Genomic DNA, 13,922 nt, shown 5'->3' on the forward strand with positions numbered 1-13,922 from the left:
CTACGCCGATTCCTTCGAGCAGCAGTCCATGGCCCCCTGCCGCTGTGTGATAGTCGGCCCAGACGCAACGACGGTTCAAGGGGCCCTGGGGCTCCGATTGCACGATCCGGCTATGGCAGATTCCGTTGGAATCTGCTTCTTCTTGGACAATTTCGCCGGAAGCGAGGGGCTGCCGTGTTGCGCTGGTGTACGGACGAGGTCGAGCCGCATGACCGCTTCGACTATTGGCGCGAGGTGCGGGCCAAGGGCCTGTTCGGTGTCACCGCCGAGCTCGAGCGCGAACGGCGCGCGGACTTCATCGGCGAATTCTCGCTGCGTCAGCTTGGCGGCGCCGGCCTCGTCGAGCTGAAGGCATCGCCCTACGCGGTCGAGCGCAGCACGTCCGACATCGCCAACGCCCCGGGTGACGCGATCTGCGTCTACCAGCAGCTTGGCAGCGGCGGCTGGTTCGGCGGCATGCGCACAAGCGACTTTTCAATTGCCAATGGCAGCTTCGCCACCAGCCATACCGACCTGCCCTACCGCACCGCGCCGCTGGGCGCCGGCGGCTTCCACCTCCGGATCCTGAAGGTTCCGATCAGCAGAATCCCGGCGCAGGACAAGCGCATGCGTGAGCTTGCGCCCCGGACCTTCAACGATCCGGCCCTGGCGCCGCTACTCGCTGCCTGCTTTGCCGATCTCAGCGAGGCCGCCGCGGACGATGCCGCCGCCGAAGCGGCCGCTGTGGTCCAGACCTCCTTGGTTCAAGCTTTGGCCCATCTGGCGCTGATCGAGCGCGGCATCGTGCGGCCCGGCAGCCGGCGCGGACAGGCCGCGCTGCGGACCGCCCGCCTCTCACAGGCCCGGCGCCTCATCGCGCGGCACCTTCAGGACCCTCATCTCGCGCCGACCCTGGTGGCCGACCTGCTCGGCGTGTCCGTGCGTCACTTGCACATGCTGTTCGAGACGGCGGAGAAGAGCTTCTCGCAGACCGTGACCGACGAGCGCCTGAAACAGAGCCGCCGCCTGATGTGCGAGGCGCCGGAGCGGCTGATCGCCGACATCGCGACCTCCTGCGGTTTCGAGAGCCTGGCGACCTATTACCGGGTGTTCAACGCCGCCTATGGCATGGCCCCCGGCGACTTCCGGGCCAAGGCCTCGGAGGAGCACTAGCCGCCATCCGGGCGGTTGCGGCAGGAGCGCCTGGAGGGGCGGAAAACCCCAGCCGCGCCCGTGATTTGGGCAAAAACCTCAGGTTTTTTAGGGTCTTCCCGCGCCCGCTCCATTGACTTTGGCCAATTCCGCCCTATGTTCCGGGGCGACGCGGCTCAGATCGAAGAGCGATTCCTGAGCCTTGCGCTTTGTCCGCGTGAGTCAGCACCCCCAGCTTCTTTGAGAGCGCGCCGTTTCGGGGTGGAGCGCGACAGCCTTATTACCCTCGATTCCGAACGGCGGTTTCGACCAGAGGCTCAATGTCCTTTTCAAATCTCGGACTGTCCGAAAAAGTCCTCGCCGCAGTGGCGGCCACCGGTTACACCAACCCCACCCCCATTCAGGAACAGGCGATCCCCCACGTCCTCGCACGTAAGGACGTGCTCGGCATCGCCCAGACCGGCACCGGCAAGACCGCGGCCTTCGTGCTGCCGATGCTCACCATCCTCGAAAAGGGCAGAGCCCGGGCGCGCATGCCGCGCACGCTGATCCTCGAGCCGACCCGCGAGCTCGCGGCCCAGGTGAAGGAAAACTTCGACCGCTACGGCGCCGGCCAGAAACTCAACGTCGCCCTCCTGATCGGCGGCGTCTCCTTCGGCGACCAGGATGCCAAGCTGATGCGCGGCGTCGACGTGCTGATCGCAACCCCCGGCCGCCTGCTCGACCACACCGAGCGCGGCGGCCTCTTGCTCACCGGCGTCGAGCTGCTCGTCATCGACGAGGCCGACCGCATGCTGGACATGGGCTTCATTCCCGATATCGAGCGCATCTGCAAGCTCGTCCCGTTCACGCGGCAGACCCTGTTCTTCACCGCGACCATGCCGCCGGAAATCCGCCGCATCACCGAGGCCTTCCTGCACAATCCACAGAAGGTCGAGGTCTCCAGGCCCGCCACCACCGCCGTTACCGTCACGCAAGCCCAGGTGCCCGCCGGCCGCGAGGCGCACGAGAAGCGCGAGCTGCTTCGCCGCCTGCTGCGCGAGGCCAAGGACCTCAAGAACGCGATCATCTTCTGCAATCGCAAGCGCGAGGTCGCGATCGTTCACAAGTCGCTTCAGAAGCACGGCTTCAGCGTCGGCGCGCTGCATGGCGACATGGATCAGCCCGCCCGCATGGCTGCGCTCGATCAGTTCCGCAAGGGTGAGCTGCCGCTGCTCGTCGCCTCCGACGTTGCCGCGCGCGGCCTCGACATTCCCGAGGTCAGCCACGTCTTCAATTTCGACGTTCCCCATCACGCCGACGACTACGTCCACCGTATCGGCCGCACCGGCCGCGCCGGGCGAACCGGCACCGCGATCTCGATTGTGACACCACTCGACCAGAAGTCGATGGCGGCGATCGAAAAGCTGATCGGCCAGAGCATTCCGCGTGCCGAAGGCGATTACGAAGCCCCGGCCGAGGGCTCCGATGCGAGCGAGCGTCCGCGCGAGCAGCGCGGCCGTGAACGTTCACGCGGCGGACGCGGCAAGCCGCAGCGCGGCCGCGACCGCGAGCGTAGCCACGAGCCGCGCGAGGCAAGACAGCCCGCCGAGGCAAGGCAGCCCGCCGAGGCAAGGCATCGGTCCGACGACAAGCGCCGGGCGGAGCCGCGGCGCGAGGCGCGCCAGCAGGCCAACACCTCCCATGTGCCCTCGATCGGCCGTCCCGAGCCGCGCCGCCAGCGCGAGATCGACACCGAGCCGGGTGATCACTCGCATCTGCCGGCGTTTCTGCTGCGGCCGGTTCGCTCCCCCGCCGGAGCCTGAAGCGCGGCGCACTCCGGATTTCGGTTGAGCAAACCCGCCACACAATTTTTTAGATGCATTCGTGAACGTATATTTACGGGGCGTTCACGATCGTCCGTTAGCCTACGAACATAATTTAAGCATTACTGCGGTCGATGGCGCGCCGACCGTTGTGGGGTATGTTCCGTGATTAAGGTGCTCGACGAACACGAACGCACGATGGCGTTCGCCGAGGTGGCGCTCGGTCAGATCCGATCGCTTCGGCAGACGGCAATTCCCCGCAACTACGAGATCTGGTACGTCTACGCCACGGGCTACAACGCGCCGCTCAACAAGATCATCAACGAGACGCTGGCGCGCAGCGGCAAGCTGACCGAAGCCGATCTCGAGCAGATCTACGAGACCTATCTCTCCCACATCAAGACCACCGACCGCATCGACAAGGTCGGCGCGCGCGTCATCGGCGAGATCGACGACGTCATGAAGGTCTTGGGCGAGGCGCTCGGCATGACCGGCGCCTACGATGCCAGCCTGTCCGGGGCGACCGAGAAACTGTCGTCGGCCAGGAGTCGCGACCAGATCAAGGCTGTCGTCGAGGCGCTGCTGCGCTCGACCAGCGAGATGCGCCAGACCAACAAGGCGCTCGAGGACCGCCTGACGCTGTCGAAGAACGAGATCAGCAATCTCCAGCAGAGCCTGGAAGCGATCCGCGCCGAGAGCCTGACCGATCCGCTCACGGGCCTTGGCAACCGCAAATATTTCGACCGCATGATCGGCATGGCCGTGCAGAGCGCGCTCGCCTCGGGCGAGCCGCTGTCGCTGCTGCTGTTCGACATCGATCACTTCAAGTCGTTCAACGATTCCTACGGCCATCTCACCGGCGACCAGGTGCTACGGCTCGTCGGCCTTTCGCTGAAGCAGACCATCAAGGGCCAGGACATCACCGCACGCTATGGCGGCGAGGAATTCGCGGTCGTGCTGCCCAACACCGCGCTGCGCCAGGCGCTCACGGTGGCCGACCACATCCGCCGCGCCGTGATGGCGAAGGAATTGAAGAAGAAATCGACCGGCGAGATCCTCGGCCGCGTCACCATCTCCGTCGGCGTCTCCATGCTCAAGGAGGGCGACGACACCGACGCGCTGATCGAGCGTGCGGATGCCTGCCTCTACGCCGCCAAGCGCAACGGCCGCAATCGCGTGATCTGCGAAGCCGACCCGGAATTCGCCGTCGAGAGCCATAGCCGGGTGGCGTGACGTTTCATCCCGATGACATCTGGTGGGTTAGCGTAGCGTAACCCACCTCTTGTCTGTCCCCGTGGATGGACAACTGGGTTACGCTACACTGACCGACGACGCGTTTTCTTGGCTACTCGCTTCTTCGGCTTTGCCTTCTTCACTGCCTTCTTCACCTTCGGCCGCTTCTTCACCTTGGCGCGCTGCGCCGCGGCGAGCGCCGCCCTCGCCCACTGCGCAAGCTCTGTGGAATCGTCGAACAGGCGCGCGGGCAGCTCCCAGTAGGAGTTGACCACCAGGGTCTTGACGCGGGTCGAGTACTGGAACGGTTTTGAGCCTTCGGCCTCGAAGTCCGGAATGGTCGTCTCGTCGGCGCGAAGGAACAGGCCGGCACGGAGCGACAGCGCGAAATTGACGCCGTCGGCGGAGATGCCGTAGCCGGAGAACATCCTGCGGATGGTGACCGGGCCGAAATCGGCGAACAGGTCGATCAGGAATTCGCGGTCCATGGGCACGCTCTCTCGTGCCCCGGACGCAGCGCAGCGTGCAACGGTGCGCTGCAGAGCCGGGGCCCAGCCTCTCTACAGCGAAAACTATAGCGTGGGTCCCGGCTCTGCGCAGCAGCGCAAGCGCGCTGCAGCGCGTCCGGGACACGAGAGGATTGAGAAGGCGCTTACCCGTCGATCTTGGCCGGCCGCAGCTCGACCGATTCGCCGCAGCCGCAGGCGGAGACCTGGTTGGGATTGTTGAAGACGAACTGGGCCTGCATCTTGTCGGCCTTGTAGTCCATCTCGGTGCCGAGCAGGAACAGCACAGCCTTGGGATCGACCAGGATCTTGACGCCCTTGTCCTCGACGACCTCGTCGGTCGGACGGATCTCGTGAGCGTATTCGACCGTGTAGGACTGGCCGGCGCAACCGCCGTTCTTCACACCGACGCGCAGGCCCACGATCTCCGAATCCGCGCGCTGGGTCAGCTCGGTGATGCGCCGGGCAGCAGCGTCCGTCAGCCGCATCACCTGCGGGCGCGGCCGCCGCGGCTTCGGAGTGGAGGATGCTGGTGTCGCCTGGGTCATGTTATTTATGTGGTCCGTTGCGGAGCGAATTCAATGCGGGGTGAGACCGTCACCACATGTTGAGCACGAGACGCGCCTCGTCGCTCATGCGTTCCGGCGACCACGGCGGCTCCCAGACCACCTTGACGTCCACAACGCCGACGCCGGGGACGCTGGCGACCGCGTTCTCGACCATGGTGGGCAGCTCGCCGGCGGCCGGGCAGTTCGGCGTCGTCAGCGTCATCAGCACGTCGACCGAGCGGTCGTCCTTGATCTCGACCTTGTAGATCAAGCCGAGCTCGTAGATGTCGGCGGGGATTTCCGGGTCGAACACGGTCTTGAGCCCGGCGATGATCTCGGTGGTCAGTCGCTCGGTCTCCTCCGGCGGCAGCGCCGAATGGGTTTCCATCGGACTAGCTTTGATTTCGGCCGTGTCACTCATGCGAACAAATCCCGCGCCTTCAGCAGCGCCTGTGCCAGATGATCGACTTCTTCCCGCGTATTATACATGCCGAACGAGGCCCGACAGGTGGCGGTCACGTTGAACCGCTCTAAAAGCGGCATCACGCAATGGGTGCCGGCGCGCACCGCGATGCCCTGGCGGTCGATCACGGTGGCGACGTCATGGGCGTGCGCGCCCTTGAGCTCGAAGGAGATCACCGGGCCCTTGCCCCGCGCCGTGCCGATCAGCCGCAGCGAGTTGATCTCGCGCAGGCGCTCCTGGGCGTAGGTGGTGAGATCGCGCTCGTGGGCGGCAATGCGCTCCTTGCCGATCGAATTCACGTAGTCGATAGCGGCGCCGAGGCCGATCGCTTCGACGATGGGCGGGGTGCCGGCCTCGAACTTGTGCGGCGGATCGCCATAGGTGACCCAGTCCTTCGCGACCTCGCGGATCATCTCGCCGCCGCCGTTGAAGGGCCGCATCGCAACAAGGTGCTCGTGCTTGGCATAGAGCGCGCCGATGCCGGTCGGGCCATAGATCTTGTGGCCGGTGAACGCGTAGAAATCGCAGTCGAGATCCTGCACGTCGACGGGCAGATGCACCGCACCTTGCGCACCGTCGACCAGCACCGGAATGCCGCGATCATGGGCCAGCCGCACCACCTCCTTGATCGGAACGAACGTTCCGAGCGCGTTCGACATCTGGGTGATGGCGACCAGCTTGGTCTTCGGCGTCAGCAGCTTCTCGAACTCGTCGATCAGGAAATTGCCCTCGTCATCGACGGGCGCCCATTTGATCACTGCGCCATGGCGTTCCCTGAGGAAATGCCAGGGCACGATGTTGGAATGGTGCTCCATGATCGAGAGGACGATCTCGTCGCCTTGCTTGATGTTCGGCTCGCCCCAGGACGACGCCACGAGGTTGATTGCCTCGGTGACGTTGCGGGTGAAGATGATTTCCTCTGTCCGGCGGGCGTTGACGAACTGCGCGACCTTTGCCCGCGCGCCCTCGTAGGCCTCCGTCGCCGCATTGGCGAGGTAATGTAGGCCGCGATGCACGTTGGCGTATTCGCTCGTATAGGCCTGCGTCATGCGGTCGAGCACGGACTGCGGCTTCTGCGCGGAGGCTGCGTTGTCGAGATAGACCAGCTTCTTGCCGTAGACTTGCATGGCGAGCGCCGGAAAGTCCTGGCGCACGCGCGCGACGTCATAGGCCCCGTTCTTGACTGCCGGATGCGCGCTCATGACCGCCGCTCCAGCCAGCGCTCGGCGATGCCGATCACGTGCTCGCGCAACGTATCATCGGCGATCTGCTCGATCGCCTCGCCGACGAAGGCCTGAATCAGCAGCGCCTGGGCCTGCTTCTCGGGCAGGCCGCGAGCCTTGAGATAGAACAGCAAGCTGTCATCCAGCGCGCCGGCGGTGGCGCCGTGGCCACAGGAGACGTCGTCGGCAAAAATCTCGAGCTCGGGCTTGTTGTCGGCCTCGGCTTCGTCCGAAAGCAAGAGCGCGCGGGTCATCATCTTGCCGTCGGTCTTCTGCGCGTCGGGGCGGACGATGATGCGGCCCTGGAACACCGAATGGGCGCGATCGTCAATCACGGCGCGGAAGGTCTCGCGGCTGAAGCAGTTCGGCACGGCATGGTCGACCACCAGCGTGGTGTCGCCATGCTCGGTCTTCTTCAAGAGGTTCACGCCGTTGATGGAGAGTTCGCTACCCTCGCCTGCCAGGGTGATGAAGCCCTGCAGACGGCTGACCGCGGCGCCGCTGGTCATGTTGAAGAAATTCAGCTTGGTGTTGGCGCCGACCGTGACGAACTGTGAGGTGACGTTCACCGCATCAGGCGCATCGTCCATCAGGCGGATATGGGCGACGTCGGCGTCGTCACCGATCGAGACGATGACGGCGTCATTGACCTGGTAGGCCTTGGCGCCGGCGGCGACGAAGCCCTCGACGATGGTGGCGCGAGCGCCCTTCCCGACGACGATCCGCGAGCGCGTGAAGGCCGACGCAGACGCGGCAGTTGCGACATGGATGATCTGGACCGGCGCAGAGAGCTGTGCACCATCGGCAATCGAGAGCACCACGCCCTCGGTCGCCAGCGCGGCATTCAGCGCGATCACGGCATCGGTGGACGCGGTCTTGAGGAGATCGGCATCCTTGTCCAGCGTCTCGCGCAGAGTCCTAAGGCTCACTTCGGAAGCAAGCGCCTTCACGTCGGAGAGCTCGGCCGCGAATACGCCATCGACCAGCACCAGCTTGCGGGCGCCCGCGATTGCATGCGCCTTGACGGCCTCTGCGGCGCGCTTCAGCGCAGCCGCATCGGGCGCGGCTGCCAGCGGCAGCACCTCGCCGACCAGTGCGCGCAGGTCGGTGTATTTCCATTCTTCGATCCGGCGGTGCGGCAGGCCGAGACGCTCATAGGTCTCGAACGCCTCACGGCGCGCCGCGATCACGGCCGGCGAACCCGGCAAGCGGCCTTCAGCGCTGGCGAAGAGATCACTCACCACGCGGCCGCTCCCGGTCTTTGCCACAGCAACGTTCATCGCAAAATTCCTTACGCGGCATCCTCGAACTGGGCGTAGCCGGACGCTTCCAGCTCCAGCGCCAGGTCCTTGCCGCCGCTCTTCACGACGCGGCCCTTCGACATCACGTGCACGAAATCGGGCACGATGTAGTTGAGCAGCCGCTGATAGTGGGTGATGACGACCATCGCGCGACCCGGCGAGCGCAGCGCGTTGACGCCGTCGGCCGCGATGCGCAGCGCGTCGATGTCGAGGCCGGAATCCATCTCGTCGAGGATGCACAGGCTCGGCTCGAACAGCGCCATCTGCAGCACCTCGTTGCGCTTCTTCTCGCCGCCGGAGAAGCCGACATTGACGCCGCGCTTGAGCATGTCCTGCGGAATGTTCAGCGACTTCGAGACCTCGCGGACCTTCTTCAGGAAGTCCGGCGTCGAATATTCATCCTCGCCGCGCGCCTTGCGCTGCGCGTTCAGCGCGGTGCGCAGGAAGTTCATGGTGGCGACGCCGGGGATCTCGACCGGATACTGGAACGCCAGGAACACGCCCTTGGCGGCGCGCTCCTCGGGCGCCATCTCCAGGAGGTCCTCGCCCTTGAACAGGATCTGCCCGTCGGTGACCTCGTAGCCGGGCTTGCCGGCGATGACGTGGGAGAGCGTCGATTTGCCGGAGCCGTTCGGCCCCATGATCGCGTGCACCTCGCCCTCGTTCACGGTCAGCGTCAGCCCGTGGAGGATCTCACGCTCCTCGACACGAACCTTGAGGTCTTTCACTTCAAGCAGGGCCATAATGTCTTTCCATCTATCCACTCATCCTGAGGAGCGCCGGAGGCGCGTCTCGAAGGATTGAGGCCACCAATCTTTCCGGTATCCATCCTTCGAGACGGCCGCGTTCCGCGGCCTCCTCAGGATGAGGTCCGAGCTAGCCGACCGACCCTTCAAGCGAGATCGAGATCAGCTTCTGCGCTTCCACCGCGAACTCCATCGGCAGCTGCTGCAGCACGTCCTTGACGAAGCCGTTGACGACGAGGCCGACGGCTTCTTCCTGGCTGAGCCCGCGCTGGATGCAGTAGAACAGCACGTCCTCGGAGATCTTCGAGGTCGTCGCCTCGTGCTCGAAGGTCGCCGAGGAGTTTTTGGCCTCGATGTACGGCACGGTGTGCGCGCCGCATTTGTCGCCGATCAGTAGCGAATCGCAGGCGGTGAAGTTGCGCGCGCCGGTCGCTTTCCGGTGCGCGGTGACCAGGCCGCGATAGGTGTTCTGCGACTTGCCGGCGGCGATGCCCTTGGAGATGATCCGGCTCGACGTGTTCTTGCCGAGATGAATCATCTTGGTGCCGGAATCGACCTGCTGGAAGCCGTTCGAGATTGCGATCGAGTAGAACTCGCCGCGCGAATTGTCGCCACGCAGGATGCAGCTCGGATATTTCCAGGTGATCGCCGAACCCGTCTCGACCTGGGTCCAGGAGATCTTGGAGTGGTTGCCGCGGCAGTCGCCACGCTTGGTGACGAAATTGTAGATGCCGCCCTTGCCTTCCGAATTGCCCGGATACCAGTTCTGCACCGTCGAATATTTGATCTCGGCGTCATCGAGCGCGACGAGTTCGACCACAGCCGCATGCAGCTGGTTCTCGTCGCGCTGCGGCGCGGTGCAGCCTTCGAGATAGGAGACGTAGGAGCCCTTGTCGGCGATGATCAGCGTGCGCTCGAACTGGCCGGTGTTGCGCTCGTTGATGCGGAAATAGGTCGACAGCTCCATCGGGCAGCGCACGCCCGGCGGCACGTAGACGAACGAGCCGTCGGAGAACACCGCCGAGTTCAGCGTCGCATAAAAATTGTCCGAGGTCGGCACCACCGATCCCAGATATTTCTGCACCAGTTCAGGATGCTCGCGGATCGCCTCCGAGATCGGCATGAAGATCACGCCGGCCTTCTTGAGCTCCGCCTTGAACGTGGTCGCAACCGAGACCGAATCGAAGACCGCGTCGACCGCGATCTTGCGCCGGGCCGGATCTTCCTCGCCCACCTTGGGCTCGACGCCCTCGAGCATGGCGACTTCCCGCAAGGGAATGCCGAGCTTCTCGTAGGTCTTCAGGATCTCCGGATCGATCTCGTCGAGCGAGGTGACCGTCTTCTTCGGCTTCGGCGCCGCGTAATAGTAGATGTCCTGGAAGTCGATCTTGGGATAGTCGACGCGGGCCCAGGTCGGCTCGGTCATGGTCAGCCAGCGCCGATAGGCTTCCAGCCGCCACTGGAGCATCCAGGCGGGTTCGTTCTTTTTCTGCGAGATGAACTTTACGATCTCTTCCGACAGCCCCTTGGGGGCCTTCTCGGAGTCGATCAGGGTCTCAAACCCATAACGATACTGGTCGACGTCGATGCGCTTCACGCGCTCGACCGTCTCTTGTACGGCTGGCATTCCATCCTCCGCTCGCGGTTTCAAGGACCGCGGTGGATCAAACTCGGACGAGTATTACGATATTTCTCGGCGGAAAGCACGGGCTTAGAACCGTTCAAGCCGTGTTTCGTCGCTTAGCCCTTAAGTAGGGTATTACCAAGCTTTCGCCAAGCCTCTAACGCCCTATTGATGTCCTCTGGTTCCGTGGACCAGCCCAGACTGAGACGCACCGCTCCCTGGGCCACCGCGGGATCGTACCCCATGGCCGACAGCACGTGGGACGGCTGGACCTTTCCGGAAGAGCAGGCGGAGCCGGAGGAGACCGCGATGCCCTCCAGGTCGAAGCCGATCACGGCGGTTTCGGCCTTCAGGCCTGGCGCGGTGAAAAGAATGGTATTGGGCAACCGCGCCACGCCGTCAGCAAAGACGGTCGCTCCGGCAACGCCGTGGAGGCCATTTTCCAAACGATCTCTGAGGCTTACCATTCGCTTCACATCCTCCGGCAGAGCCTGAAGCGCGGCCTTCACCGCCGCTCCGAAGCCGGCGATGCCCGCTACGTTCTCGGTTCCTGCGCGCCGGTTGAGCTCTTGCCCGCCGCCCCGCAGCGCCGGCTCCAGGCCGCTTATCCCCTCGGCCATCACCAGCGCGCCGATCCCCTTGGGGCCGCCGATCTTGTGCGCAGAAACGGTGGCAAGGTCGGCACCTACCGAATTGATATCGAACGGGATTTTTCCCAGCGCCTGGATCGCATCGACATGCAGGAGGCCGCCGGCCTCGTGGACGATGCTCGCGGCCTCAGTGACGGGCTGGAGCACGCCGGTCTCGTTGTTGGCGGCCATGATCGAGACCAGGGCTGGCGGGCCGTCCCTCAGCTGTACCTTCAAATGATCGAGGTCGACCACGCCGGAGCGCGTGACCTGGATCAGCCCGATCCTATCCGGCGGGAACCGGCCGCCGGCGAGCACCGAAGCATGCTCAACCGCCGAGACCAGCAGCCGCTCGGCAGGGCCGCCCGAGGTCCCCCGCAAACCCGGCGAGAGCGCCAGCGCGTTGGCCTCGGTCCCAGCGGAGGTGAAGACGACGTTGCGCGGCTGCACGCCAACCGCGGCTGCCAGCGTGGCGCGGGCCTCCTCGACCAGCCGTCGCGCCTCCCGCCCCTCGGCATGGACCGAGGATGGATTGCCGACCAGGTCGTACGCAGACAGAATCGCAGCCCGCGCTTCCGGGCGCAGCGGCGTGGTCGCGTTCCAATCGAGATAAACCCGGGTTCGCATTGAGTAGGATATTACCTCACGTCACAGAGGGTTTTGGCGCCGTCCCGACATGGGCCGCGGCCACGCACTTGGCAACCCGATTCCGAGCGAGGGGCGCCCGGTGACGCGCTCATGACACGCTAAAGCCTTGAACCCGTTGGGTGATGTTCAAGATGCTTGCTTTTTGACCCTCAGCCTATGTTAGAACGCGCACCGTCAAGTCACCGCGCGCTCTCGGCGCATCACCGCAAGGCGCGCCTTCTCACCCGTCATTCGCGCTTCCGTCGGCATCTGCCGACGAGGCCACAATCGGTTGATTGCTAGGGATCATCTCCAGGAAATCAATCAAGAGATCACCGATGCCCGAAGTTATTTTCACCGGCCCTGCTGGCCGTCTTGAAGGCCGCTATCACCCCGCCAAGCAGAAGAACGCGCCGATCGCGATGATCCTGCATCCGCATCCGCAGTTCCACGGCACGATGAACCATCAGATCGTGTACCAGTGTTACTACGCCTTCGCGCATCGCGGCTTCTCGGTGCTGCGCTTCAATTTCCGCGGCGTCGGCCGCAGCCAGGGCTCGTTCGACCACGGCACCGGTGAATTGTCGGATGCGGCCGCCGCGCTCGACTGGGCGCAGACCATCAATCCCGAGGCGCGCGCCTGCTGGGTCGCCGGCTTCTCCTTCGGCGCCTGGATCGGCATGCAGCTCCTGATGCGCCGCCCCGAGGTCGAGGGCTTCATCTCGATCGCGCCGCCGGCCAACCTCTACGACTTCTCGTTCCTCGCGCCCTGCCCCTCCTCGGGCCTGATCGTGCATGGCGAGAAGGATGCTGTGGTGCCGCCCAAGGATGTCAACACGCTGGTCGAGAAGCTGAAGACGCAGAAGGGCATCGTGATCGATCAGCAGATCATCCCCGGCGCCAACCACTTCTTCGACGCCAAGCTCGAGCCGCTGATGGAAACCATCACGGCCTATCTCGACATGCGCCTCGCCAACGTGCGGTGAGAGGTTCGCTCAAGCGAGCTTGAGCGCGACGATCCCCATCAAGACGAGCGCGATGCCCGCAAGCTTCATCGCGCTCAGGGTCTCGCCGAACAGCACGACGCCCATGACGAAGGTGCCGGCCGCGCCAATGCCGGTCCACACCGAATAGGCGACGCCGACCTCGAGCACCTTCAGTGCCCGCCCGAGCAGGAAGACAAAGGCGGCGAGCAGCACCAGCGAGGCGATGCTCCAGCCTATGCGCGTGTAGCCTTCCGCATATTTCATCGAGATCGCCCAGCCGACATCGAGCGCACCGGCGATCACCAGCATCAACCATGCCACAGACGACGACATCGGGGCGCTCAGGCCGCGAGCTTGAGCAGATGCGCGTCGTGGCGAACGAGGAAGGCGCGCAGCAATTGCGGATAGTCGGCGCCGACTGCGCTGCGCACGCTCGGACGCTTCGCGAGCTCGGCGCGCCATGCCCGGACCTTCGGCACATCGTTGAAGACGCCGTGCTCGGTCAAGTCGTCAAACAGGTCGAAATAGCGGAAGATCGGCGCGAACACCGCATCGACAAGGCTGAACGCATCGCCCGCGAAGAATGGACCCGCGCCGAGGGCGGCTTCGACACGCGCGAATTTCGCCGCAAGCGCCTGGCGCTTGCTTTCGAATGTCGCAGGATCGGTCGTGGTCTCCAGCCCCCAGAGATCGCCGAGGATCGCCGAGCCGAACTCCATCCAGGCGCGGTGCTCGGCGCGTTTCAAGGCATCCGCCGGATGCAGCTTCGCACCGGCTTGCGTCTCCTCGATGTACTCGCAGATCACGTTGCTCTCGAACAGCGCGACCTCGCCCTTCTCCGTCGTCACCACCAATACCGGCACCTTGCCGAGCGGCGATAGCTTGAGAAACCAGTCGGGCTTGCTGGCGAGATCGATGTCGATTCGCTCGAACGGCACACCCTTCTCTTTCAGCGCGATCACGGCACGCTGCACGTAGGGGCAAAGCTTGTGGCTGATCAGTTTCAATGGAGCGGTCATGGCGGCGATCCCGACGATAGATGCAACTGCATCCAATATAGATGCATTTGCATGCACCTGTCAAGATAAATGCATCTGCAT

General features: G+C 64.4%; 14 protein-coding genes. 4 read left to right on the forward strand and 10 right to left on the reverse strand.

Annotation, left to right across the window (positions count from 1 at the left end):
• Positions 1-174: 174 nt before the first annotated feature.
• From ACVIIV_RS26620 to ACVIIV_RS26630, 3 genes are all read left to right on the forward strand, one after another.
• Entirely contained in the window at positions 175-1,152 is a 978-nt protein-coding gene (locus tag ACVIIV_RS26620; RefSeq protein ID WP_456746793.1) for a helix-turn-helix transcriptional regulator, read from the forward strand.
• 299 nt (positions 1,153-1,451) lie between these two features.
• The gene (locus tag ACVIIV_RS26625; protein ID WP_456746794.1) at positions 1,452-2,936 is read left to right on the forward strand and encodes a DEAD/DEAH box helicase; all 1,485 of its coding nucleotides are present in this window, start codon (positions 1,452-1,454) and stop codon (positions 2,934-2,936) included.
• A gap of 165 nt (positions 2,937-3,101) precedes the next feature.
• Positions 3,102-4,169, forward strand: coding sequence for a GGDEF domain-containing protein (locus ACVIIV_RS26630; RefSeq protein ID WP_456746795.1), 1,068 nt, complete (start codon positions 3,102-3,104; stop codon positions 4,167-4,169).
• Positions 4,170-4,252: 83 nt separating this feature from the next.
• Here ACVIIV_RS26630 and ACVIIV_RS26635 read toward each other — a convergent pair whose 3' ends face one another.
• The 8 genes from ACVIIV_RS26635 to ACVIIV_RS26670 all read right to left on the reverse strand — a co-directional run bounded on the left by ACVIIV_RS26635 (position 4,253) and on the right by ACVIIV_RS26670 (position 11,836).
• Positions 4,253-4,657, reverse strand: a complete 405-nt coding sequence (locus tag ACVIIV_RS26635; RefSeq protein WP_456746796.1) for a TfoX/Sxy family protein — start codon at positions 4,655-4,657, stop codon at positions 4,253-4,255.
• A 164-nt stretch (positions 4,658-4,821) separates the two neighbouring features.
• On the reverse strand, positions 4,822-5,223 hold the full coding sequence (locus ACVIIV_RS26640; RefSeq protein WP_122403408.1) for a HesB/IscA family protein: 402 nt from the start codon (positions 5,221-5,223) through the stop codon (positions 4,822-4,824).
• 49 nt (positions 5,224-5,272) lie between these two features.
• Positions 5,273-5,644 carry an SUF system Fe-S cluster assembly protein gene (locus ACVIIV_RS26645; RefSeq protein WP_319336586.1) on the reverse strand — a complete coding sequence of 124 codons (372 nt, stop codon included), beginning with the start codon at positions 5,642-5,644 and terminating at the stop codon, positions 5,273-5,275.
• A complete protein-coding gene (locus ACVIIV_RS26650; RefSeq protein WP_456746797.1) occupies positions 5,641-6,888 on the reverse strand; it encodes a cysteine desulfurase in 1,248 nt (415 codons plus the stop codon). Before ACVIIV_RS26650 ends, ACVIIV_RS26645 begins: the two co-directional genes overlap by 4 nt.
• Positions 6,885-8,189: a Fe-S cluster assembly protein SufD gene (gene sufD / locus ACVIIV_RS26655; protein WP_456746798.1), complete on the reverse strand. Its 1,305-nt coding sequence runs from the start codon at positions 8,187-8,189 to the stop codon at positions 6,885-6,887. Before sufD ends, ACVIIV_RS26650 begins: the two co-directional genes overlap by 4 nt.
• A gap of 11 nt (positions 8,190-8,200) precedes the next feature.
• The gene (gene sufC / locus ACVIIV_RS26660; RefSeq protein WP_456746799.1) at positions 8,201-8,953 is read right to left on the reverse strand and encodes a Fe-S cluster assembly ATPase SufC; all 753 of its coding nucleotides are present in this window, start codon (positions 8,951-8,953) and stop codon (positions 8,201-8,203) included.
• Between the two features lie 133 nt (positions 8,954-9,086).
• Positions 9,087-10,583 (reverse strand): Fe-S cluster assembly protein SufB, encoded by a 1,497-nt coding sequence (gene sufB / locus ACVIIV_RS26665; protein ID WP_456746800.1) that lies wholly within the window; start codon positions 10,581-10,583, stop codon positions 9,087-9,089.
• 113 nt (positions 10,584-10,696) lie between these two features.
• On the reverse strand, positions 10,697-11,836 hold the full coding sequence (locus tag ACVIIV_RS26670) for a cysteine desulfurase family protein (protein ID WP_456746801.1): 1,140 nt from the start codon (positions 11,834-11,836) through the stop codon (positions 10,697-10,699).
• A 338-nt stretch (positions 11,837-12,174) separates the two neighbouring features.
• On the opposite strand from ACVIIV_RS26670, the gene ACVIIV_RS26675 reads away from it, so the two are divergent.
• Positions 12,175-12,822: an alpha/beta hydrolase gene (locus tag ACVIIV_RS26675; RefSeq protein WP_024337874.1), complete on the forward strand. Its 648-nt coding sequence runs from the start codon at positions 12,175-12,177 to the stop codon at positions 12,820-12,822.
• Between the two features lie 9 nt (positions 12,823-12,831).
• Here ACVIIV_RS26675 and ACVIIV_RS26680 read toward each other — a convergent pair whose 3' ends face one another.
• A complete protein-coding gene (locus ACVIIV_RS26680; protein ID WP_456746802.1) occupies positions 12,832-13,155 on the reverse strand; it encodes a DMT family transporter in 324 nt (107 codons plus the stop codon).
• A gap of 8 nt (positions 13,156-13,163) precedes the next feature.
• Positions 13,164-13,841: a glutathione S-transferase family protein gene (locus ACVIIV_RS26685; RefSeq protein WP_456746803.1), complete on the reverse strand. Its 678-nt coding sequence runs from the start codon at positions 13,839-13,841 to the stop codon at positions 13,164-13,166.
• Between the last annotated feature and the right edge of the window lie 81 nt (positions 13,842-13,922).

Source organism: Bradyrhizobium sp. USDA 4354, from assembly GCF_054060315.1.

Coding starts and splice junctions, on each gene's coding strand:
- sufB (WP_456746800.1), bottom strand. CDS start 10,583: ATGCCAGCCGTACAAGAGACGGTCGAGCGCGTGAAGCGCATCGACGTC.
- ACVIIV_RS26685 (WP_456746803.1), bottom strand. CDS start 13,841: ATGACCGCTCCATTGAAACTGATCAGCCACAAGCTTTGCCCCTACGTG.
- ACVIIV_RS26640 (WP_122403408.1), bottom strand. CDS start 5,223: ATGACCCAGGCGACACCAGCATCCTCCACTCCGAAGCCGCGGCGGCCG.
- sufD (WP_456746798.1), bottom strand. CDS start 8,189: ATGAACGTTGCTGTGGCAAAGACCGGGAGCGGCCGCGTGGTGAGTGAT.
- ACVIIV_RS26680 (WP_456746802.1), bottom strand. CDS start 13,155: ATGTCGTCGTCTGTGGCATGGTTGATGCTGGTGATCGCCGGTGCGCTC.
- sufC (WP_456746799.1), bottom strand. CDS start 8,953: ATGGCCCTGCTTGAAGTGAAAGACCTCAAGGTTCGTGTCGAGGAGCGT.
- ACVIIV_RS26625 (WP_456746794.1), top strand. CDS start 1,452: ATGTCCTTTTCAAATCTCGGACTGTCCGAAAAAGTCCTCGCCGCAGTG.
- ACVIIV_RS26670 (WP_456746801.1), bottom strand. CDS start 11,836: ATGCGAACCCGGGTTTATCTCGATTGGAACGCGACCACGCCGCTGCGC.
- ACVIIV_RS26635 (WP_456746796.1), bottom strand. CDS start 4,657: ATGGACCGCGAATTCCTGATCGACCTGTTCGCCGATTTCGGCCCGGTC.
- ACVIIV_RS26675 (WP_024337874.1), top strand. CDS start 12,175: ATGCCCGAAGTTATTTTCACCGGCCCTGCTGGCCGTCTTGAAGGCCGC.
- ACVIIV_RS26645 (WP_319336586.1), bottom strand. CDS start 5,644: ATGAGTGACACGGCCGAAATCAAAGCTAGTCCGATGGAAACCCATTCG.
- ACVIIV_RS26650 (WP_456746797.1), bottom strand. CDS start 6,888: ATGAGCGCGCATCCGGCAGTCAAGAACGGGGCCTATGACGTCGCGCGC.